At 51.1% G+C, this 23627-nt stretch carries 17 protein-coding genes; 2 read left to right on the top strand and 15 right to left on the bottom strand.

Annotated elements, in window-relative coordinates:
• Positions 1 to 138 precede the first annotated feature (138 nt).
• The 9 genes from prmA to AC2204_RS17935 form a co-directional block, all read right to left on the bottom strand.
• Positions 139 to 1023 carry a 50S ribosomal protein L11 methyltransferase gene (prmA, locus tag AC2204_RS17975; RefSeq protein WP_318927070.1) on the bottom strand — a complete coding sequence of 295 codons (885 nt, stop codon included), beginning with the start codon at positions 1021 to 1023 and terminating at the stop codon, positions 139 to 141.
• A gap of 176 nt (positions 1024 to 1199) precedes the next feature.
• Positions 1200 to 2654, bottom strand: coding sequence for a sodium/pantothenate symporter (gene panF / locus AC2204_RS17970; protein WP_318927069.1), 1455 nt, complete (start codon positions 2652 to 2654; stop codon positions 1200 to 1202).
• Positions 2647 to 2928 carry a YhdT family protein gene (locus tag AC2204_RS17965; RefSeq protein ID WP_318927067.1) on the bottom strand — a complete coding sequence of 94 codons (282 nt, stop codon included), beginning with the start codon at positions 2926 to 2928 and terminating at the stop codon, positions 2647 to 2649. The genes panF and AC2204_RS17965 overlap by 8 nt, the downstream gene beginning before the upstream one ends.
• A gap of 259 nt (positions 2929 to 3187) precedes the next feature.
• On the bottom strand, positions 3188 to 4531 hold the full coding sequence (gene accC / locus AC2204_RS17960) for an acetyl-CoA carboxylase biotin carboxylase subunit (protein ID WP_318927065.1): 1344 nt from the start codon (positions 4529 to 4531) through the stop codon (positions 3188 to 3190).
• Positions 4532 to 4543: 12 nt separating this feature from the next.
• Positions 4544 to 5005, bottom strand: a complete 462-nt coding sequence (gene accB, locus AC2204_RS17955) for an acetyl-CoA carboxylase biotin carboxyl carrier protein (RefSeq protein WP_318927064.1) — start codon at positions 5003 to 5005, stop codon at positions 4544 to 4546.
• A gap of 27 nt (positions 5006 to 5032) precedes the next feature.
• Positions 5033 to 5485: a type II 3-dehydroquinate dehydratase gene (gene aroQ / locus AC2204_RS17950; RefSeq protein WP_318927063.1), complete on the bottom strand. Its 453-nt coding sequence runs from the start codon at positions 5483 to 5485 to the stop codon at positions 5033 to 5035.
• Positions 5486 to 5935: 450 nt separating this feature from the next.
• Positions 5936 to 7885, bottom strand: a complete 1950-nt coding sequence (acs, locus tag AC2204_RS17945) for an acetate--CoA ligase (protein ID WP_318927061.1) — start codon at positions 7883 to 7885, stop codon at positions 5936 to 5938.
• Between the two features lie 201 nt (positions 7886 to 8086).
• Positions 8087 to 8710 (bottom strand): 3'-5' exonuclease, encoded by a 624-nt coding sequence (locus AC2204_RS17940; protein ID WP_318927059.1) that lies wholly within the window; start codon positions 8708 to 8710, stop codon positions 8087 to 8089.
• A 53-nt stretch (positions 8711 to 8763) separates the two neighbouring features.
• A complete protein-coding gene (locus AC2204_RS17935) occupies positions 8764 to 10566 on the bottom strand; it encodes a DUF294 nucleotidyltransferase-like domain-containing protein (RefSeq protein WP_318927058.1) in 1803 nt (600 codons plus the stop codon).
• A gap of 266 nt (positions 10567 to 10832) precedes the next feature.
• On the opposite strand from AC2204_RS17935, the gene AC2204_RS17930 reads away from it, so the two are divergent.
• Together AC2204_RS17930 and AC2204_RS17925 are read left to right on the top strand one after the other, a co-directional pair.
• Positions 10833 to 12050, top strand: a complete 1218-nt coding sequence (locus AC2204_RS17930; protein WP_318927057.1) for a 3-phenylpropionate MFS transporter — start codon at positions 10833 to 10835, stop codon at positions 12048 to 12050.
• Between the two features lie 113 nt (positions 12051 to 12163).
• Positions 12164 to 15625, top strand: coding sequence for a PAS domain-containing hybrid sensor histidine kinase/response regulator (locus AC2204_RS17925; RefSeq protein ID WP_318927056.1), 3462 nt, complete (start codon positions 12164 to 12166; stop codon positions 15623 to 15625).
• A gap of 108 nt (positions 15626 to 15733) precedes the next feature.
• Here the strand turns inward: AC2204_RS17925 and AC2204_RS17920 are convergent, their stop codons facing one another.
• The 6 genes from AC2204_RS17920 to AC2204_RS17895 form a co-directional block, all read right to left on the bottom strand.
• Positions 15734 to 17437, bottom strand: coding sequence for a sodium:solute symporter family protein (locus AC2204_RS17920; protein ID WP_318927055.1), 1704 nt, complete (start codon positions 17435 to 17437; stop codon positions 15734 to 15736).
• A gap of 10 nt (positions 17438 to 17447) precedes the next feature.
• On the bottom strand, positions 17448 to 17714 hold the full coding sequence (locus tag AC2204_RS17915; RefSeq protein ID WP_318927054.1) for a DUF4212 domain-containing protein: 267 nt from the start codon (positions 17712 to 17714) through the stop codon (positions 17448 to 17450).
• Positions 17715 to 18159: 445 nt separating this feature from the next.
• Complete coding sequence (locus AC2204_RS17910; RefSeq protein WP_318927148.1) at positions 18160 to 18798, bottom strand: response regulator transcription factor; 639 nt, start codon at positions 18796 to 18798, stop codon at positions 18160 to 18162.
• A 157-nt stretch (positions 18799 to 18955) separates the two neighbouring features.
• Positions 18956 to 20800, bottom strand: coding sequence for a protein-disulfide reductase DsbD (locus AC2204_RS17905; RefSeq protein WP_318927053.1), 1845 nt, complete (start codon positions 20798 to 20800; stop codon positions 18956 to 18958).
• A gap of 125 nt (positions 20801 to 20925) precedes the next feature.
• Positions 20926 to 21843: a LysR family transcriptional regulator gene (locus AC2204_RS17900; protein WP_318927052.1), complete on the bottom strand. Its 918-nt coding sequence runs from the start codon at positions 21841 to 21843 to the stop codon at positions 20926 to 20928.
• A 433-nt stretch (positions 21844 to 22276) separates the two neighbouring features.
• Positions 22277 to 23578 (bottom strand): anaerobic C4-dicarboxylate transporter, encoded by a 1302-nt coding sequence (locus AC2204_RS17895; RefSeq protein WP_318927051.1) that lies wholly within the window; start codon positions 23576 to 23578, stop codon positions 22277 to 22279.
• Positions 23579 to 23627 lie beyond the last annotated feature (49 nt).

Raw genomic sequence — 23627 nt, 5'->3', positions numbered from 1 at the left:
TTTACGCATTTTTTCCCATTCTGAAAAGGCCAATAATTGAGCATTTAGTTTTTGATTAACAAAAAAGTATGATTTTCAATCAATTGGAGATTTTGCACACAGTAAAAATTGATGGAACGAAACTGTATTTATGGATTTTTATGCTTTGTGGCCGGAAATACGGCACCACTCTTCACGTGCCATAACCGGATCTAATATTAGTTCATCGGCGTAGTATGTGGAGACGTCTTCAGCCTGAACTTCCAATACGCCAGAGATCGCCAGATCGCCACCGGATTTAACCAGCCCTTTAATGACCGGAGAGAGTTCACGTAACGGACCGGCAAGAATGTTAGCCACGACGACATCGGCCTGAATACCTTCTGGTTGATGTTGCGGTAAGTACAATTCTAGCTTGTCGGCCACGCCATTGCGCTCGGCGTTATCTTTTGACGCCAGAATTGCCTGTGGATCGATGTCGATACCAATGACTTTTGCAGCACCCAGTTTCAGGGCGGCAATCGCCAGAATACCGGAGCCACAGCCAAAATCGATCACGGTTTTGCCGGTGAGATCCTGGCCGTCAAGCCATTCAAGGCACAACGAAGTCGTCGGGTGGGTTCCGGTACCAAATGCCAGGCCTGGGTCGAGCAGCACGTTGACGGCGTCAGGATCCGGGGCTTCACGCCAGCTCGGGCAAATCCATAAACGGCGGCCAAAACGCATTGGGTGGAAGTTGTCCATCCACTCACGTTCCCAGTCTTTGTCTTCTAACTGCTCGATTTTGTATGCAAAACCGTCAGCAATCAGCGGGCTGTTCTTCAGCATATTCAGCACGAAATCCATGTCGGCTTCAGCATCGTATAAACCAATCACATCAGTATCACCCCATAGGCGGGTTTCACCGGGCATCGGCTCGAATACTGGTGTGTCTTGTGCGTCAAGGAAAGTGGCAGACAGAGCGCCGGTCTCTTCCATTAACATATCGCCAATCGCTTCCGCATTTTCAGCGGTTGCGTTCAGTTTTATCTGGATCCAAGGCATGGGTTAATTCGCTTATTTTTTGACTACTGAAACATAGGGGGCGCAGTTTAGCATGAAATTTCACCAATCCACAGCCATTGAGCGTGAATCATCACTGCTGGTTTTGTGAGCGATAAAAAAGATAGCACCGGGGTGCTATCTTTTGGCGAGGCAGAAACCAATGTTGCAGTGAGGGGCTACTGTTGCGGTGCGATGGCCATTACCGGCTTGGCTAAGCTGCCGATCACAAACGCAATCAGACCAAATGCCAGGGTCGGTACGATGGCATGGAGGCCGGCTAAATCGGGTTTTATCACCGAGAAACCAATGTAGCAAGCCAGGCCGGTGACCATTGACGCAAAGGCACCCGCTGCAGAGGCTTTTTTCCAATACAGGCCCAATACCAGCGGCCACAGGAAGACGGCTTGCATACCGCCAAAAGCCAGCAGGTTGAGCCAGATGATCATATCCGGCGGATTGGTGGCAGCGACGAATACCAGCGCGGAAAAAATGGCGGTAACCCAGAGCGACAGCTTTGGCAGCCGCTTCTCGGCTTCCCGCCCCTGGGCTGCTTTTGGATTGATGTAGTTGAGATACAGATCTTTAAGTAAGGTCGCCGAAGCCTGGATCAGCTGTGAGTCGATAGTCGACATAATGGCGGCCATCGGCCCGGCGAGAAAGATCCCCGCCACGACAGGTGGCAGCACGGTTACCATCAGGGTCGGCATGATCTGATCCGGGCTGGCAATATCCGGCACAATAGCGCGTCCCAGAGCGCCTGCCAGATGCATTCCCAGCATCAGGAAGGCTACCATAGCGGTACTGATCACCATCCCCTTATGCAGCGAGCCGCTGTCTTTGTATGACATGCAGCGAACAGCGGCATGAGGTAAGCCGATCACCCCGAAGCAGACCAGTATCCAAAAACTAAACATGAATGGCTGGCTAAGAAAGTTATCCGGGCCGAACGGGGTGATTAGGGCAGGGTCGATCTGATGCAACTCGGTGATCAGCTCACCGACGCTGCCTCCGGCATGGACGATACCGGCGAGTAAGGCGATGGTACCGATGATCATCATGATGCCCTGAACGGTATCGGTCATGACCACGGCGCGAAAGCCGCCGATGGTGGTGTAAAGTCCGACCGTGATGGCAAAGATCATCAACCCCTGAGAATAGGGCAGTCCGGTGACGGTTTGCAGTAGCCGTGCCCCGCCGACAAACTGCACCACCATGGTGCCGAAGAAGGCCAGTAATAGCGCCAGTGATGCAAAAACAACCACCCCCCGGTTTCTGTAGCGGGCATACAGAATATCATTTAAGGTCAGCGCGTTATGACGGCGGGCTTCAATCGCAAACTTTTTGCCGAGCACCCCTAAGGTTAACCAGGCTGCAGGCAGCTGGATCATCGCCAGCAGCACCCAGCCTAATCCCATTTTATAGGCCGCCCCCGGACCGCCGATAAACGAACTGGCACTGGCATAGGTTGCCGCCAGCGTCATCGCCAGCACGAAACCGCCCATGCTGCGGTTGCCGACCAGGTATTCACTGAGGAAGCCGTTGGCCGAGTGGCTGCGACGGCGGGTCATCAATGCCAGCGCAAATACGGCCAGTAAATAGATCACCATAGGGATAAGTAGTTGGCTATTCATGAGAATTATCCTTTTCGACGTCCAGCGACATATCCTGATAGATAAATTTGACCATCAGGCCGCATAGCACTGTGAATAATACCGGACCAATAATGCACGCCAGCAGGAACCAGAGAGGAAAACCAAAATAGAGTTCGGGAAGGGGGCTGATGGCGTCTGTTGGTGCAAAGGCATAGGCCGAGATATACCACCAGATAAAATAGGCCAACGCTAGACCTACCGCCCATTTAGCCTCTCGATGGGCCTGACGGTAGCGTGCAGAGAGCGTCTTCATGCTTGCTGTCTCCAGTCGTTCAGTGCATCACTCGGTTAACATGTTGACGGTGAGTAATGCTCATACAAATAAAAAAAGGAGAGGTATTGTGGCAAAAGTTATTTCTCAGTGCTACCGACTATGTCAATTTGCAGGGGGAATAAAGAGGGGTGATGATGTTGTCAGGGGGAATGATCATGAAGGGAAAGATGACATGAGCGATAAAAAAGGCTGCCAGATGGCAGCCTGAGACAAGTGATATGCTGGCGGTTATTCCAGCTTATTGCAGACCAAGCTTCTTTTCTAGGTAGTGGATGTTAGCGCCACCATGCTGGAAGTTCTCATCCGCCATAATTTCTTGCTGCAGCGGGATGTTGGTTTTAATGCCGTCAATAATTGATTCAGCCAGTGCATTACGCATACGTGAAATAGCCACGTCGCGGTTTTCACCATACGCAATCAACTTGCCGATCATTGAATCGTAATGCGGCGGTACTGTGTAACCGGCATAAATGTGAGATTCCCAACGAATTCCCATGCCACCTGGTGCGTGGAAGTGTTCTATTTTACCTGGGCAAGGCAGGAAGCGAACAGGATCTTCAGCATTGATACGGCATTCGATAGCATGGCCATGGATCTTAATATCACTCTGGCTGAATGACAATGGCTGACCGGCAGCAACACGAAGCTGTTCTTTGATCAGATCAACGCCGGTTACCATTTCGGTTACCGGATGCTCAACCTGAATACGGGTGTTCATTTCAATGAAATAGAACTCGCCGTTTTCATATAGGAACTCGAACGTACCTGCGCCGCGATAGTTGATCTCGATACAGGCACGCGTACAGCGCTCACCGATGTACTTACGCATCTCTTCAGTGATGCCCGGAGCCGGTGCTTCTTCAACCACTTTCTGGTGACGACGCTGCATTGAACAGTCACGCTCGCCAAGGTGAATAGCATTACCCTGACCATCAGCAATAATCTGAACTTCGATATGACGTGGGTTTTCCAGGAATTTCTCCATGTAAACCACATCGTTGTTAAAGCAGGCTTTTGCTTCTGCGCGGGTCATCGCGATGGCTTCTGTCAGTTCGCCTTCAGAGCGAACAACACGCATGCCGCGACCACCACCGCCACCAGAGGCTTTGATGATCACCGGGTAACCGATACGTTTAGCAAAAGATTTATTTTTCGCCTCGTCGTTATCTAGCGGGCCATCAGAACCCGGTACACAAGGTACACCGGCTTTTTTCATTGCGTTGATTGCAGAAACCTTGTCACCCATCATACGGATGGTTTCCGCTTTCGGGCCAACGAAAATAAAGCCGGAGCGCTCTACCTGCTCAGCAAAATCGGCATTTTCAGACAGGAAACCGTAACCCGGATGAATAGCAACCGCACCGGTGATTTCTGCTGCACTGATAATACGAGGAATGTTCAGGTAGCTGTCAGTACTTTTCGCAGGACCGATACAGATGGATTCATCGGCAAGTAACACGTGTTTAAGATCGCGGTCAGCCGTTGAGTGAACAGCAACGGTCTTGATCCCCAGCTCTTTACATGCACGCAGAATACGAAGCGCAATTTCGCCTCGGTTAGCAATAACTAATTTATCTAACATAATAGGCCTCTGTTACTCGATGATAACCAGAGGCTGGTCGAACTCGATTGCATCGCCATCTTCAGCAAGAATTGCGACAACGACACCGGCTTTATCAGATTGGATCTGGTTCATCATTTTCATTGCTTCAACGATACACAGCGTGTCACCAACGTTCACTGACTGGCCGACTTCCACAAAAGCTTTTGCTTCAGGGCTTGGGGCACGGTAGAAAGAACCTACCATCGGAGAAAGAACTTTATGGCCTGCAGACTCTGCGGGTGCCGCAGGCGCTACCGGTGCTGCTGCTTCCGCAGGTGCTGTCTGAGCGGGTGCTGCAAATTGAGGTGCAGCCATGAATTGCTGTGCAGGCATTGCAGATGCAGGAACATTACGGCTGATGCGTACCGACTCTTCACCTTCAGAGATTTCCAGTTCAGCAATACCGGATTCTTCTACCAGTTCGATTAGTTTTTTGATCTTACGAATATCCATCTATCTTTCTCTTTATATGTTGTTCATTTAGCTTTCTGATTGCAGGCGTCGTACGGCTGCATTCAGGGCGAATTCATAACCATCAGGGCCAAGACCGCAAATCACCCCGACTGCTTTATCTGACAGATAAGAGTGATGACGGAAAGGCTCTCGCGCATGGACGTTAGATAAGTGCACTTCAATAAACGGAATCGCAACACCTAACAATGCATCACGGATCGCGACGCTGGTATGGGTGAATGCTGCCGGATTGATGATGATAAAATCCACGTTGCCATGGGCCTGGTGGATGGCATCAATCAACTCATGTTCTGCGTTTGATTGAATGTGATCTAGCGTCATACCAAGATCCGTTGCTTTAGTCGTTAAATCAGCAACGAGTTGAGCCAGTGTTTGATGGCCGTAGTGGCCGGGCTCTCTGAGACCTAATAAATTTAGATTAGGTCCATTAATAAGTAAAATTCGTTGAACGGTCGACATCTTGACGTATTTTCACTTGTTTTGGAGGTTTTACTCTAACAACGCGCAGGAACCTGCAAAGTCGTTTCCCTGTGACCCAATTTATACTACCAAACCCTGTTTGTTGGATGATTATAGAGAATTCACTGCAAATAGCAGCAAAATACTGGTCTAATCACCGATGTTTTGTGCGCACAAGTGTAAGCTGTATAAATACGGCGATAATTTTTTAGACGTTTGTTTTTATCGTAAGTTCAGCATGAACAGGGAAGGGGACAGCCCTTTTCTGTGACATAGCTGATGTTATTGACTGAAAAACAAATAATTGACCAATGTAGCGACTTTACACTTTCATTATCGCGAGCAAGGTAGAAGATTTGGCGGTGAGTGGTCCGAGCATTGCTGTCGCTGAGTGCTTGCGGATAAAAAAGCCGCCTTGCGGCGGCTGGGTATTATACGGTTATTTCCGGGTTATAAAACGGTCTGCTTTTCGGCAATCAGTTTATCGACAACACTTGGATCGGCAAGGGTTGACGTATCACCCAGGCTGCCGGTATCACCGGTTGCGATCTTGCGTAAGATCCGGCGCATGATTTTACCTGAACGGGTTTTGGGCAGAGCGTCTGTCCAATGCAAGAAATCTGGCGTTGCAATCGGGCCAATTTCTTTACGTACCCAGTCCTTCACTTCTTTATGCAGTTCAGCGCTTGGATACTCACCGGCATTTAAGGTGATATAGGCGTAGATTGCCTGGCCCTTAATGTCGTGCGGTACCCCAACAATTGCCGCTTCTGCAATTTTATCAAAAGCAACCAGTGCCGATTCGATTTCTGCGGTGCCCATACGGTGGCCGGAAACGTTCAGTACGTCATCAACCCGGCCGGTGATCCAGTAGTAGCCGTCTTCATCGCGGCGGGCACCGTCACCAGAGAAGTACATGCCCTGGAAGGTTGAGAAGTAGGTTTGTTCAAAGCGCTCATGGTCACCCCACAGGGTGCGCATCTGACCGGGCCATGAATCTATCATGACCAGGTTACCTTCAGCGGCGCCGTCGAGGATGTTACCCATGTTATCAACGATCGCGGGTTGGACACCGAAGAATGGGCGTGTGGCCGAGCCGGGTTTTAGTTCCGTTGCTCCAGGCAGCGGGGTGATCATAATTCCGCCGGTTTCAGTCTGCCACCAGGTATCGATAACCGGGCAGTGGCAGTTGCCGATAGTGCGGTGATACCACTCCCACGCTTCCGGGTTTATCGGTTCACCGACCGATCCCAAGATCCGCAGTGATTCGCGGCTGGTGCCTGCAATTGCCTGATCGCCTTTTGCCATCAGGGCGCGAATCGCGGTTGGGGCGGTATAAAGAATATTAACGCCATGCTTATCAACCACCTCGCTCATGCGGCTGGTCGATGGGTAATTAGGGACACCTTCAAACAACAGGGTTGTCGCCCCGTTAGCCAAAGGCCCATAAACCAGGTAGCTGTGGCCGGTGATCCAGCCGACATCCGCAGTACACCAGTAAATCTCCCCTTCTTGATAGTCAAAGACGTACTTGAAGGTCATGGCCGCGTAGACCAGGTAGCCCCCGGTGGTATGCAGCACGCCTTTAGGTTTGCCGGTTGAACCTGAGGTGTAAAGAATGAAAAGGGGATCTTCGGCATTCATTTCTTCCGGTTCGCAGTGGGAAGAAACAAGCGCTGTTACTTCATGCCACCAGAGATCTCGTTCACTGTGCCATTCGACCTCACCACCGGTACGTTTCAGCACGACGACTTTTTCCACACTGGTGACCTGATCGTTAAGCAAGGCGGCATCGACGTTCTTTTTCAGTGGCACGGCGCGACCGGCGCGGACCCCTTCATCGGCGGTAATGACCACTTTGGCGTTGGAATCAATAATACGTCCCGCCAGAGCTTCAGGAGAGAAACCACCGAATACGATAGTATGCACGGCACCAATTCGGGTACAGGCCAGCATTGCCACAGCCGCTTCGGCAACCATTGGCATGTAAAGACAAACGACATCACCTTTACGTACGCCCTGGCTTTTCAGGGCATTGGAGAATTTGCAGACTTGCTCAAAAAGTTCGTTGTAGGTGAAGGTTGCATCATCGGTCGGATCATCACCTTCCCAGATAATGGCCGGCTGATCGCCGCGAGTGGCCAGATGGCGGTCAAGACAGTTGGCAGAAACGTTCAGAGTGCCGTCTTCAAACCAATTAACTTTGACATGACCCGTATCAAACGAGGTATCTTTAACTTTCGTGAATGGTTTAATCCAGTCGATGATTTGGCCTTGCTCACGCCAGAATCTTTCAGGGTTGATAATCGATTGCTGGTACATCTCACGATATTGCTTATCATTCACGTGGGCGGTAGCTGCAATCTTGTGATTGACCGGATAAACATGAACCTCACTCATTCTCTTCTCCTTGTGTTTCTGTCGGTGTCCTTCTGATGGACCAGATTATTTTTGTTATAAGCCGCTGTCTCTGTTGGTACTAACTTCCGACAGATCGGGATTTGCCACAATTAGACTTTAGGATGAGAGAGGAGGCTCAGACGGGGTTCACCGGCGTTACATAGTTGTTACATTAAAAACCTTGCACTTGGAAGGGTTGTGTTATGCCGATCTGAGCATAGGAATATCACCGTGTTTAAGCCGGACATAAATCAATGCCGCGGTAATGGAATCTTCCAGGGCGTCATGGCGCTGGGGAACTGGCAGATCAAGATGGCGGCTAATCGCTTCCAGGCTTAAGTCATAATAAGCATTGGGTAACAGCCGCTCTAAGCGATCATGGTAAAGGTGGCTGACTTCGACCATTTTGTTTGGTAGCGCAAAGCCAAACAGAGCAAGGTAGTAGCGATCGAGAATGGTCTTGTCATAACGGATATGGTAGCCCACTAAAGGGCGGTTGCCGATAAACTCCAGTAAGGTTGTTAAGGCCTGGCGCACTTCTAGCCCGGCTTGTAAATCCTGGTGGCGAATGTGATGAATGGCCACAGAGTCAGCATTCAGGCTGGCCGGTGTACGCAAGGTTAAATGGAGCGACTGGCTGGTTAATATTCGGTTGTCTTTTATTCGTGTCGCCGCAATGGTGACTAATTCCGCGCGATGGGGATCTAAGCTGGTGGTTTCACAGTCGAGTGAGACCAGTTCATCGCCCTGATAACGGTTGAACAGGTAATGGTAGGGGCTGTGTTTTAACTTACGCTGATACCAGTAACGTCTTAATATATTCATATTGTCGTGTCGAGTACCGAGGTTCTAGTCTCTAGTTTCTCGGCGCTCGCTCCCTAGTCTCTGATCTGATAGTGATAGCCGAGCCACTCTTTAAATTTCTTCACAACATGAAGACTGTGGCGCAGCAAGTCACGTTCGGTACGGCTGAGATAGCTGATATTCAGCGGCTGGTTTTGGCCGTCGGCCTGATGATGCAACTGCTGGCGCAGGCGTATTTTAATAAAGAGCTTTAAGGCTTCACTTAAATTCGATGCCGTAACGGGCTCCAGTACTTTGTGCTGTTCCAGCCGATTGATGCGATCGAAAGTGTTGTTGTTTTCGATGGCGTATTCCAGCGCCAAAGCACGAACGCCGTGCACGATGGGAAAGATACCGCCGCGCTTAATATCAATACCTTGCTTGCCGGATTTGATCTTGCCGAACAAGGTGAGAGGAACACTGAACCTGAGTGCCGGGCGGGTGAAGGTCGACAGTAACAATTCTTTTTCTGCCAGCTGCTGATGCAGGCGGAGTTGCAGTGGGGTCAGTAAATCCGGGTTGCCGGCAACCGCATGGCTATCAGCCAGAATCGCCAGATCCATCAAACTGTCTTCGGTTCCCTGCCGGCAGCACTGGCTGATGGTGTGTAACCACTCACTCTGGGTTTTCACCCATTTGGGGTTGTTGACCATGACGTTGCCGGGACAGAGCGGATAACCCAGTTGTTGTAATGTTTGGGTCAGCTGTTCCATGACCCGCGGGCAATCCGGCCAGTCAGCGCCGTCCTGTATGATCAAGGCATTATCCTGATCGGTTTTCAGGATCTGTTCTCCCCGTCCTTCAGATCCCATGACCATCAGGCAGCAGAGGTTGTGCATATCGGCCGGTACAATAAGCTGAAAGGCTTTTTCGATGATCTGTTCGTTGACGGTGGCGATCAGCTCCATCACGAACAGGGTATGAATTCCGTTATTGAACAGGGTCTCTACCAGCCGCTGCTGACTGCCGGCAGCAAGGGATAATTCTTCAATATTATCGGCCCGGGCAATGCGCAGCGTCAGTACGTGGGAGTGGGTCGAGAACAAGCTCAGTACCTGGGTCAGATCCAGCATGCCGACGACCTGCCCGCAGTCCAGTACCTGTACCCGCTTCACTTTATGCCGGGTCATGGCAATCATGGCATTGAACAGAAAGTCACCTTTATTAATACTGATCACCGGTGTGGTGGCGACGTGACTGACGGCGGTATCGGGAGATTGCTGCTCCAGCATAACGGCGTGGAGCAAATCCGTGCGGGTAACAATACCGTATTGCGGGCTAGGGTTGAGCTCAACCAGAGCGGCATCGAAACCCTGTGCGCGCATTTTTTCCGTGACGGTTTTCAGGCTGGCGTCACGTGGCACCATCAGACAAGGTTGAATGTTATCGTCATCGATTTTGGTAAGAATAAACTCGGCCAGGTTCTGCTGACGCTGTGCTTCTTCAATCAGATCCTGGCGACGCGCGAGGTTGGTATCGAAATAGGCAGCAAACTGAGCATTAGACTGGTAAAAATTGACAAAAATCTCTCTTGGCAGCAGGTAGCATAGGGTATCTTCCAGCGCGATATAGTGATGACGGCTTTCACTTTCCAGCTGAGCCCGGACATCGAACATATCGTCACGGGCATAGTGGGCATAAGTTTCCTTGCCGTCGGTGGAGATCTCCTCGACACCGCCTTTGATGATGATGAATAGTTGGCTGCAGATTTCTCCGGCCCGGATTATGGTTTCGCCCGTCCGAAAATAAGCCACATCCAGCGCATCTTTCAGTACCTGTTGCTGCTCAGGGTCAAGGCGATCAAATGGTGTCAGTGAGGTGTCTAACTTATCAGGCATCTTACTCCCCGCCGGGCCGTCTGTTGGTTCCTGCCGACAGTCTCGCTTAACTTGCCGGCAAGCTCCAGACGACTTTAGTCTATAGCCAACTAACCTCAATCCCGGCTCAATTCTGTATTGTGAGCTGATTTGGGTATCGTCGCTGTCCTCGGATTCTGGCTCATACAAGGCGGTCTGGTTGATTTGTCTGATTAATCCATAGGCTTGTCGGTTCCGATTGGGCATAATGTCGGCACGTTCACCTCGCAATGCATTTAGGAATTGGCATGTTTCGTAGTAGTCCTTATGGCTGGACCTCGCAATATCTGTTGGGTTTTTTCTTCACTTATGGTGTCTATCTACCATTCTGGGCGTTATGGTTCGCCCATTTAGGGGTCGACGCCTCTGATATTGGCTTGTTGTTAGGGCTGGGCTTCGGGGTACGTTGTCTAGCTAACTTGGTGCTGACTCCGCGTATCCATAAAGTCGAACAGTTAATTCCGGCATTGCGTTGGCTTACGTTGGCGGGACTGATTGGATGTGTTTTATACATCTTCTGTGGTGGCAGTTTGTGGGCTCTTACTGCGGTGACCATTTTATTTAACCTGGCCGCAGGTCCGGTGGTCCCTATTTCAGATGCTTTAGCGAATCATTACGCCAAAGACGGCCACTTAGACTATGGCCGCACGCGCTTATGGGGATCGATAGCGTTTATTGCCGGATCGACTGTTGTCGGTATTCTGGCGGCGGAATACGGGGCAAATGTGATCCCTTGGGTCGCGATCTCAGGGTTAGTGGTTGCATTAGTACTGTCGATGCGCACACCCGCGATTGCCCCACGTGAAGATGAACACCATGATCTGCCGCGCCCGGCGCTAATGGATATGCTGAAAGACAACAGCGTGATGCGTTTTCTGTTAATTGTTGCTTTGTTGCAGGGCAGTCATGCCGCTTATTACAGCTTTAGTGCGATTTACTGGAAAGAAGTGGGTTATAGCGAAGCGATTATTGGCTATTTGTGGAGCTTCAGTGTCGTTGCTGAGGTTGGAGTCTTTGCCCTGAGTAAGCGTATTTTTGCCGGTTGGAGTGTCAGCGGGATGTTCCGTTTGGCGGCGATGGGGGTATTGCTACGCTGGGGGATCACGGCCACGATGACCGAGCTACCTTTACTGGTGGTCGCGCAAGCGATGCACGGTATTACGTTTGCAGCGGCGCACTTAGCCGCTATTCGTTATATCCAGCACGCCAAAAGCAACCAAATGGTCGCACTGCAGGCGCTGTATAATGCCTTGCCTTTGGGGGCGTTCATGGCCTTAATGACAGCATTAAGTGGCTGGCTGTATGGTCTGTGGGGAGCGAATTTATTCTGGCTGATGGCCGCCATGGCAATTCCGGTGCTGCTGATGAAGATTGAAGCCAAACCCCACGGCAGCGACCATTTTTTATCGCAGAATCCGGATCCCCAAAACAGTCGGGATTCACATAAAGCGGTAACCGAGTCTTAATATTACGACTTTGCAGATCGGCACAGAAAGAACTGTGATCTATCCTGATTGGTGTCCTTAACCAGATTGGTTAGTATGGATTAACGTATCGTTAACACTGTCAGGGAAGTAACATGGCGCAGGGATGGATTGTCGTGCCGGTCTCATTGGCCTATCTGGGGCTGTTGTTTTTTATCGCCTGGTATGGCGATAAAAAACCGCAATGGATGGCGGGGTATCGGCCTTGGATATATAGCTTATCAATCGCAGTTTACTGCACCTCCTGGACATTCTATGGCACGGTCGGCCAGGCCAGCCAGAATATCTGGTCCTTTCTTCCGATCTACCTTGCTCCGATGATTGTTTTCACGGTTGGCTGGCGAATTCTGGCCCGACTGATCTTAATTGCCAAACGCGAGCACATCACTTCCATTGCCGACTTTATTGCCGCGCGCTATGGCAAGTCTCAGGGATTGGCGGTACTGGTGACCATTATTGCGGTGATCGGTATTCTGCCCTATATCGCCCTGCAGCTCCGGGGCATTACCATGGGGCTGGAGCAGATCACCCCGGATCTTGGCCGCGAGATTGGCCTTGAAGAGATGGATACCGCGTGGTTAGTTACCCTGGCATTAGCCGCTTTTACCGTCTTGTTCGGTACCCGCCATATTGATACCACAGAACACCATCGTGGCATGATGATGGCGGTAGCGTTTGAGTCCTTAGTGAAGCTGGCGGCCTTTTTAATTGTCGGGATTTTTGCGGTCAGCTTGTTGTTTGAACTGCCGGACTTTCAATGGGTGAAAGAGACGTATTTGCCGCCGACATCGCCGAATATCGGCAGTTTGCTCATTCACACCATGCTGACCATGGCGGCGATCATTTGTTTGCCGCGGCAGTTTCATACCACGGTGGTTGAGAACAGCCGGGCGCAGGATCTGCATAAGGCGCGCTGGATATTTCCGCTTTACCTACTGTTGATGGGGGCATTCGTGGTGCCGTTGGCGCTGGCCGGTCAGGTATTCATGCCGCACATTGCTGCCGACACCTATGTGATCAATCTGCCATTGCAGCAAGGTGCCAGCGGTATTGCGCTACTGGCCTTTTTGGGGGGAACCTCGGCAGCCAGTGGCATGGTGATTGTGTCGACGATTGCACTGGCGATCATGGTGTCGAATGATCTGGTATTGCCGTTACTACTCCGGCGCTTGCGGGTGCCCGGACGTAATTTCAGTGCATTTTCCGGGTTGTTGCTGAATGTGCGACGCGCCTTGATTTTGCTCTTACTCTTTGCCGCGTGGGGCTTTTATCACGTCCTCGATAATATTTCCTCACTGTCAGGCATTGGCTTATTGTCGTTTGCGGCGATTGCGCAGTTTGCCCCGCCACTATTAGGCGGAATCTACTGGCGGCAAGGCAACCGCAAGGGGGTCTATGCCGGTCTGCTCAGTGGTTCTGCCATCTGGCTAATCACCATGATGGCGCAAACGGGGCTGCTGGCGGGCTCCGCGGATACCAACCTGTTGCTATGGATGCTAAGTCCGCCGCAATGGCCGCTGTTAGATCAACTGGCGTCGGTTGACTGGGGCATGCTGCTCAGTATGGTGGCCAATATGGCGCTGTATGTCAGCGTTTCGCTGATGACACGCTCGTCACTGACGGAGCGGCTACAGGCCGCCACGTTTGTCGGTGCGCCGTTGCCGGAAGCGGGCAATGCCAGCCTGTACCAGACCCGGGTAACCGTGGCTGAACTGGAAATGCTGGCTGCGCGTTTTGTCGGCCGTAAGCGAGTACGTTATGCCTTCCGTCAGTTCGCCGAGCAGCATCAGGATCCCTTATTGCCGCAACAGCAAGCCTCAGCGGCGATGATCCGTCATACCGAGCGGGTGCTGGCCGGGGTATTCGGGTCATCCTCGGCCCGGCTAGTATTAACGTCTGCCCTGCAAGGGCGCAACATGCAGCTGGAGGAAGTGGCGACCATTGTCGATGAAGCCTCTGAGTTATTTGATTTCAGCAGGGGCCTGCTGCAAGGCGCGATAGAGCACATCAGTCAGGGGATCGCGGTGGTCGACAAGCAGTTGCGGCTGGTGGCATGGAACCAGCGTTATGTCGAGCTGTTTACTTTCCCGCCCGGGCTGATACAGGCCGGACGGCCGATTGCTGATGTGATCCGGCATAATGCCAGAGAGGGGTTGTGTGGTCCGGGAGATCCCGAGAAGCATGTGGCCAAGCGGGTTGAACACCTTCATCGCGGTACGGCACATACCTCATCACGCACCCGTCCTGATGGCCGGGTCATTGAAGTGCAGGGTAACCCAATGCCCGGTGGCGGGTTCGTGATGAGCTTTACGGATATCACCGAATTTATGCAAGCGGAACAAGCCCTGAAAGAGGCCAATGAAAATCTGGAAGCACGTGTTCAGCAGCGTACCCGGGAGCTGGAACAGTTGAACCAGCGTCTGGTGTCGGCGACTCAGCAGGCCGAACAGCAGGCGCAGTCGAAAAGCCGTTTTCTGGCGGCCGTCAGCCATGATTTGATGCAGCCGCTCAATGCCGCGCGTTTGTTTTCATCGTCGTTAAGCGAAGTGGCCAAGGGGGAAGAAACGGTCAAATTATCACGCCATATTGAAAGTGCGCTGGGTGCGGCAGAAGATCTGATTGGTGATTTGCTCGATGTTTCCAGGCTGGAGGCCGGTAAGCTGCGGACCAATGTCCACCCGTTCCCGATCAGGGATGTATTGTCTATCTTAAGTGCAGAGTTCAGTGCGCTCGCGAAACAGCAGCATATTCACTTTGAAGTGGTAAACAGTGATGCGGTGATTGTTTCTGATCCTAAATTACTGCGCCGGGCACTGCAGAACTTCCTTACCAATGCTTTTCGTTATAACCCGAAAGGCAAGGTGGTACTGGGGGTCAGGCGGATCAAAGGTAAACTGCAGATTGAAGTATGGGATAACGGGCCGGGCATTCCGAAAGAGAAACAAGCCCATATTTTTGAAGAGTTTACCCGAATAGAACGCAGCGGTGTCGATCATGGCTTAGGCCTTGGCCTGGCGATAGCCCGAGGTATTAGCCGGGTGCTGGATCATCCACTGTCACTTCGTTCATGGCCGGGGCGGGGAACCGTGTTTGCTTTATCGGTCCGCCGTGGTGTGATTGCGCATCAAGAGGAGGGGGGCCAATTGCCACCCGAAGCCGAGAAAGCCGCACCTCTGGCCGGGGTCAAAGTGCTGTGTGTGGATAATGAGCCGGATATTTTGCTGGGGATGGACACCTTACTGGCTCGCTGGGGCTGTGATGTGCGGTTAGCCGAGAGCGTCGAGGAGACGATACAGCAACTGGCAGATGGCTGGTGCCCAGAGTTTGTCCTTAGCGACTATCATCTGGCAAAAGGACAAACTGGTTTGCAGGTTTTGCAGCAGTGCAGCCTGCGGTTAGGTTCCGCCTTTAAGGGGGCTGTGATCAGTGCTGATCGGACCCGTGAAACCCAGCAGACGATCCGCCGGCATGGTTTCAGTTTTATCAGTAAGCCGGTCAAACCGCTCAAGCTGAGAGCGTTGCTTAATCAGCATGCTAAGGCAGAAGAGAAAAACTGATCTCAACAACGGGAAAGCGTCGATTGGTATCATAAACAAGCAATAAAAAAACGGAGCGTAATGCTCCGTTTTTTGTATGCTTGTCAGCACGCTGGTAAAGTCTGCACCTTAATGTTCATGCGCTTCACCGGCTCCTTTTGGATAGCGGATCGATTCCACCATATCCTGTACTTCTGTCGGTACTTCGGCGGTCACCTTGTTCACCACAATCGATACCACAAAGTTCAGGCACATACCCAGCGTACCGATCCCTTCCGGACTGATCCCGAAGAACCAGTTCTCGGGAGTACTTGCCGCCGGATTAATGAACTTGAAGTAGATGATATAAGATGCGGTAAACGCAATACCTGACAGCATTCCGGCAATCGCCCCTTCTTTGTTCATCTGCTTGTAGAAGATGCCCAGAATGATTGCAGGGAAGAAAGATGCCGCCGCAAGGCCGAAGGCGAAAGCAACCACCTGAGCCACAAACCCGGGCGGATTAATGCCTAAGTAGCCGGCGCCGACAATCGCGACGGCAGCCCCTATGCGGGCCGCTAGCAGCTCTTGTTTATCGGTCATATCAGGTTTGAAGCCTTTCTTCAGTAAATCATGGGAAATCGAGGTGGAGATCACCAGTAGCAGACCTGCTGCGGTTGAGAGTGCAGCAGCCAGACCACCCGCCGCCAGTAGCGCCACGACCCAGTTAGGCAGTTTAGCCAACTCCGGACTTGCCAGTACGATAATGTCACGGTTGATGTTCATCTCATTGCGCTCATCGCCCGAGTAGAACATCTTGCCATCGCCGTTTTTATCTTCCCATTGAACCAGGCCTGTTTTCTCCCAGTTAGTGACCCAGCCCGGGGCATCTTCTGCCGCGACACCTTGCATGTCGGGGCCATTGATCGTGTTGATCATATTCACGCGGGCAAAGGCGGCAACCGAGGGTGCCGTGGTATACAGCAGTGAAATAAACAGGAGTGCCCAACCGGCAGAGATACGGGCATCTTTCACGCGAGGTACGGTGAAGAAGCGGATAATGACGTGCGGCAGACCGGCAGTACCCACCATCAGCGCGGCGCAGATGAAGAAGACGTCAACCATGCTTTTTGAGCCGTCGGTATAGGCGGTAAAACCGAGTTCAGTGGTTAGGCCATCCAGCTTGTCTAACACATAAGTTTCAGAGCCTGTCAGCGTCGAGCCTAAGCCAATTTGTGGCACAGGATTCCCTGTCATCATGATAGAGGTAAAGACCGCCGGTACCAGAAAAGCAAAGATCAGAACGCAGAACTGAGCAACCTGGGTGTAGGTGATCCCTTTCATCCCGCCTAATACCGCATAGAAGAACACGATACCCATGCCGATGATAATCCCCATATTGATATCAACTTCGAGGAAGCGGGCGAAGACGACGCCAACGCCACGCATCTGGCCTGCAACATAGGTAAACGAAACGAAGATGGCACAAAAGACAGCGACCATACGTGCAGTTTTGGAGTAATAACGCTCACCGATAAAATCAGGCACAGTAAACTGACCAAACTTGCGCAGGTAAGGCGCAAGGCAAAGAGCAAGCAGTACATAACCGCCGGTCCAGCCCATCAGGTAAACGCCGCCGTCATAACCAACAAACGAAATAATACCGGCCATGGAGATGAAAGAGGCAGCCGACATCCAGTCAGCGGCCGTTGCCATACCGTTTGCCACAGGGTGAACACCGCCGCCAGCGACATAGAATTCACTGGTTGAGCCGGCCCGGGCCCAGATGGCGATACCGATATAAACCGCAAAGGTTATACCGACTAAAATAAACGTCCAGGTTTGGATATCCATGAATAACCTCTTAGTCTTCTTGTACGTTGAACTTACGATCAAGCGCGTTCATACGCACCACGTAGACAAAAATCAGTACCACAAAGGTATAAATAGCCCCCTGTTGTGAGAACCAGAAACCCAGCTTAAAACCACCGAGTTGGAAGCTGTTGAGGGCGTCGACAAATAAAATGCCTGCGCCATAGGACACCAAGAACCAGATAGCTAACAGGGAGCCCATCGTTGCGAGGTTTTCTTTCCAGTACGCCTGAGCGTGCTCCTTGGATTCAAACGCCATTATCATCTCCTTTCACGTGTGCAAATCGCGTTAATGAAATGTTACCGAATGACAATAGCAACGATTTGACAGGGAAACAGTGCAACTTTAGTCGAGCCGGGAATGCAAAAATCGCCCGCAAAGCGGCGATTTTGTGACATTGGCTGACTTTTGAAGGTGTTAATGAGATGTAACGTTAGCCTAAGGTCTAATGCATTAAATAAAAATCTTTGATCCCGAGAAGGAGGTTGTTCACGGTTATAGCAGCAAGGGTGAAATGTTATAGGTTACAAATCCTCAATTCATTTTGATTTCAGGATGCTTAGTGAGGTCTATTGTGTTTTTGGCAGTTAATGACAATTTTAAGGTGAAGAGGGTAAATAACTGTGTTTATTTAAACAAAACGGAAGGTATCAAGCGAGATGATTTGATACCTGATGCTTTTGTAACCAACGGGTTTTATGACCTATTGGGTTAAATCCATTTGCTGGAGCAAAATGACGGCCTGGGTGCGATTTTTCACATCCATCTTTCGAAAGATTGCCGTCATATGGGCTTTAATGGTGGCTTCTGACACATTGAGTTCATAGGCAATTTGCTTGTTGAGCAGCCCATCAGACAACATGCATAAGACTTTGTATTGTTGCGGGGTTAACGTCGCGATCTTTTGCGCCAGTTCGTTTACCTCGTCATCCTCTTCTTCGCCAATTCCTTCAGGGAAAAACGGCTCACCTTCCAGTACCTGATTGAGTGCACCGATCAAAGCCCGCATATCACTGGATTTTGGGATAAAGCCGAAGGCACCATGATGGCGAACTTGCCTGATAATGGTCGCTTCTTCACTGGCAGAAATAACCACAACGGGTAAATCAGGGTACTGGTTGCGTAGCTGGATGAGGCCTGACAGGCCATTTGAGCCCGGCATTTTTAAATCAAGCAACAAAAGATCGACCTCGGGTTCTTTTTCTAACAAGCTGAGCAGGGTGTCGAGCGCGTCGGCTTCCAGCAAATTGGCACCACTGATGGCCATATGCACTGATTGAAACAGCGCATTACGGAATAGTGGATGATCATCGGCAATAACAATCGTGTATTGAGCGTCCATGGCAGTCATTTTGTAATTCATTTCGATTAAGGTATCACTGCGATCAGGGGAGATCAATTTGTTAACACCCAAGATAAGAGCTGGATCGGCGCTTAGGTAACAGCGAGCGCCAATAAGGGCCCGGCATGAGCCCTTATTGTTGATTTATAAAGTCTAATTAGTCAGTGAGCTGTCGGCTTTTAAGGTGCTGCAAGAAAGGCTCGGCTGCCATGAACCCCGTCAGGCGAGCGCTCTGCTGTCGATTACCTTGGGCATCCCAGAAATCGAGAGTCGGTAAGCCCAGTACGTCCAACGCCTGTAGTAGCTTGATATCTTCCGGTGAGCTTTTGGTGACATCCGCTTGCAGTAACACAAACTTGCTCAGCACCGGAGCGACAGCCTGATCGTGGAAGGTATACTTCTCGAACTCCAGACAGGCGACGCACCAGTCAGCATAGAAATCTAACATCACGGGCTTGCCCTGGGCCTTGGCATCGGCGAGTGCTGAATTCAGCTCATCAATAGTGCTGATGCGGGTAAATTCAATGGCGACAGGGTTGGCGGTTACGGATGATTGAGGCTCTGTTATCCGCTGGTATAGCGGCTGGGTCGCCACGAGCAGGCCCACAATCGCAATCACTGCCAATGTGCTGCTACGCCACGATACTGGCATGGTGGTTTTGACATGATACAGCCAGCCAAAGGCTGCAATGCCTAATACCGACCACAGATACGGAACCAGAGTATGCGGCAGAATTCGTTCTAATAGGAAGATCGGCACCGCCAGCAAGACAAAACCGAAGAAGACCTTTACGTGGGTCATCCAGTTCCCCGCTTTAGGCAACAGTTTGTTACCGAACATCGCGGCCAGGATCAGTGGGATCCCCATCCCGATAGCCAGGGCATACAAAGCAACGGCGCCGGTCAGTAAGTCACCGCTTTGCGCGACATAAATCAATGCGCCGGATAACGGGGCAGTGGTGCATGGCGAGCAGACCAAACCGGAAATCGCCCCCATGGCGAATACGCCACCGATGTGGCCACCTTGCTGCTTGTTGCTCAGTCCGCTGAGCCAGGTCTGAACTGTGCTAGGCAGCTGCAGGGTATAAGCCCCAAACATCGACAGGGCCAGCAGTACAAACAGGACACTTAAGCCGCTCAGTACGTACGGATGCTGCAAAGCGGCCTGAAACTGCATGCCCGCCGAAGCGACCACTAACCCCAGCAAAGTGTAGGTCAGGGCCATTCCCTGAACGTAAATGAAGGCCAGCCGAAAAGTGCGGCCGTGGCTGAGCTTGCCGCCACCTAATACGATACCGGTCAGAATGGGGTACATGGGCAAGACACATGGCGTAAAGGCCAGCCCGATACCCAAGGCCAAAAAGATCAGGGGCGTCCACCACTGGTCGGCGAGATCGCTGGCCAGCTGATCTTGCTGTGTTGCCGGTGCGGTTGTTGTTTGCGTGTTAGTACTTACTTCACTCTGTGGTGCTGCCGTTGTTGCTGATGGGAGCGCAGGCGTTGAACTATTAGGTTTTTTTGCGACGGCAGATAAAGGAACCTGGCGAATCTCGGGAGGATAGCAGAAACCGGCCTTGGCACAGCCCTGGTAACGCACCGTCAGGCTTGCCCCTTCGCTCGCTTCTATCAGTGGCACGCTGACAGTCAGTGGTTCGGTGTAAATATTGACTTCACCGAAGAACTCGTCTTGATAAGGCTTACCCGCCGGGATCCCGACTTGCCCCAGCGTTGCGTTGTTACCGGTAACCGAAAGTTGATGCTGGTAGAGGTAATAGCCCGGCTTCACCTGCCAGTCAAGGTAGACTCTGTCGCCTTGCTGGCTGAAGTTAAAGGGAAATGCTTCATCGACGGTCACAAACTTATTGGTATTGCTATCCGAAAATCCCGGCAGAGAAAACTCAGCCAGAGCAGGCTGGCTGAGCGCACCGATCAGCAGGTTCCCCAATAAAACAAACAGGGAAACGATACGGGCAACCCCGTTATTTTTTTTCAATCCTATCATTCTTACTCGACTCGTCTGCAGGGCGTACCCGGAAACTGGCTACCAGGGTCTTTGGTTCTGTACCATTAACTATACTCCGTAAGACCGTCATATACAGTGATTGGTTTCATCACCATGCCATCAATTTATTTTCCAGTCAGGCCGTCACGCATAAAATCGGTAAAGCAGCGGATATGGCTGGGTACATAGCCCAGGCGCTGATAAAGCATATAGATAGGACGCGGCGGTGAATACCAGTCGTTCATCATGGTTGACAGCAAACCCTGTTCCAGTGCATCGGCGACGACGTAATTTGGCAGGCACGCGATGCCTAATCCTTTGATTGCGGCTTGTTTGACACTGTTGAGATCGGCGATGGCCATCCGTACCGGTGAGTTGATCCAGATTGTTTCCGGACTGACAGGATCCGCTTTTCGAGTGAGTGCCCACTCAAATTCGGGCACTGTCGCCAGGCGGGCATGGCTATTGAGCTCGTCGGGATGAGAGGGGATGCTGTATTGGGCTAAATAGTGCGAAGAGGCCACTAAAGTACGCTGTGATTCGCCAATTTTGGCGGCGGCAAAACTTGAGTCAGGCTGATGACCGACGCGAAAGACCACATCGTATAGCTCCGGGCTGTAATCATGATGCTGATTGGAAAGATGGTTGAGCGACAGCGTGATCTCCGGGTATTGCACCAGAAACTGATTAAACAGCGGCATCAGCTGATACGTCAGCAATCCAACCGGTGCCGATATGCGCAGTGCACCTCGGGGATTGTTATTGCTGGTATCAATCAGCTCTGTGGTGGTGGCTTCCAGTTCGTCAAACAGCGGCTGGCAGCGCTCGACATAATTCTGGCCGAGTGGGGTGAGGGCAACATTACGGCTGTCTCTGATCACCAACTGGCTACCGAGAGTCTCTTCCAGCCGTTGTAACCGGCGGCTAAGTGTCGTCGGCGGGATATCCAGTGCACTGGCTGCGGCCCTGAAACTGCCGTGTTGGGCAATCGCAATCAGTGTCCGCAGGTCATCCAACTTCATCCCATTTTTGCATCGCTGCATAACGCTTTTACCTCTATCGCATGGCTCTCTCAGTTATTACTATAGTGTTTCAGGCTCTCCTGTCTTGAGCCTGAACAGTAGCAAACTGAGACATGATATCGGATCAGCCGCTGGGGAATAACGGCTGCTCCGGTCTGAACAAATACGCCGGGAATCGTATCTGTTCTTGGTCTTCGCCCCTGGATGGGGCGGAGACAAATATTCAAATTAAATCTCTTCGTAATTCTTCGTAACTCTTCTTATCTCATCGTAATACTTCACTTTTTCTGAATGTTTCCTCTGTACTTGTACTGCCGTAACAATGCATTGATACAACGTATCCCAACGTTATGCCTTTTCTTGCCTCTTGTACCAATAAAAAAGGCTACCCGCAGGCAGCCTTTTCATGGTCTTGCAAAATTGTCGCTATATCAACAACTGCCTTGTCAACCTGTTACAGGAAGATACCGCCGACGGCGAAACCAAGTGCAACCGATGTTGAAATTGTTACCAGACCCGGAATGAAGAACGGGTGGTTGAATACCAGGTTACCGATACGGGTTGAACCTGTTTCATCCATTTCAACCGCTGCCAGCAGAGTCGGGTAAGTTGGCAGTACGAACAGCGCACTTACCGCTGCGAAAGACGCGATAGCAGTGAGTGGTGCAACGCCAATGGCCAGTGCCGCAGGCATCAGAGCCGTCGTGGTTGCGCCCTGAGAGTAAAGTAGCATAGAAGCAAAGAACAGCGTCACAGCCAGCATCCAAGGGTATTGCGCCAGAATTTCACCCGCCAGTTCTTTGATTTCAGAGATATGCCCAGATACGAACGTATCACCTAACCAGGCAACACCCAAGACACACACACAAGCACTCATACCTGACTTGAATGTCGCGGCATTGGCAATCTGAGATGCATCAATCTTAGTGAATGTCACGATAGCCATCGCTGCTGTCAGCATGAATACCATGATTGCATCATTACGGCCCAATGCAGGGTTTTCGATCAGGCCTACAGCACTTGAAATCATAGTGGCATAAGCAACTACCGCGACGATAGCCACAATAAAAATGTATGTAGCTGTTTTCGCTGTTGGCAGAATTTGACGTTTGGTTGCGCCCTGGATTTTGATCAGACCTTTAGCCAGGTGATCTTGATAAACAGGATCGTCTTTTAGCTCACAGCCGAGGAAGTTAGAAACAAATGCACCTACCATACAGGCGGTAAATGTTGTTGGGATACAGATTGCCAGCAGTGTCAGGTAACCGACACCCAATGGCTCAAGAATACCGGAAAAGAATACAACTGCAGCAGAGATAGGCGATGCAGTGATTGCAATTTGTGATGCGACAACGGCAATAGAAAGTGGACGAGAAGGACGGATACCTTGCTCTTTGGCCACTTCCGCGATAACCGGCAGGGTTGAGAATGCAGTATGGCCGGTACCTGCAAGCAGGGTCATGAAGTAAGTCACTATCGGCGCATAGAATGTGATGCGCTTAGGGTTTTTACGCAGAAATTTTTCTGCCAGATCAACCAACCAGTCCATACCACCGGCAACTTGCATTGCGGCAATGGCAGTAATGACTGACATGATGATCAGGATGACGTCTACAGGGATATTACCTGCATCCATCCCGAGAAAAAGGGAAAGCACCAGTACACCAGCACCGCCGGCAAAACCAATACCAATACCACCGATTCTTGCGCCAAGGTAAATAAACGCGAGAACGACAAATAGCTCTACACCAATCATAAGATTGTCCTGTCTTTAAAGTAAAAAAATAAAATGGGAATTTGTAGCA

This window comes from Photobacterium sp. (assembly GCF_057456235.1).
The sequence above is the reverse complement of the archived record's forward strand: the minus strand, read 5'-3'. Positions and strand labels throughout refer to the sequence as shown.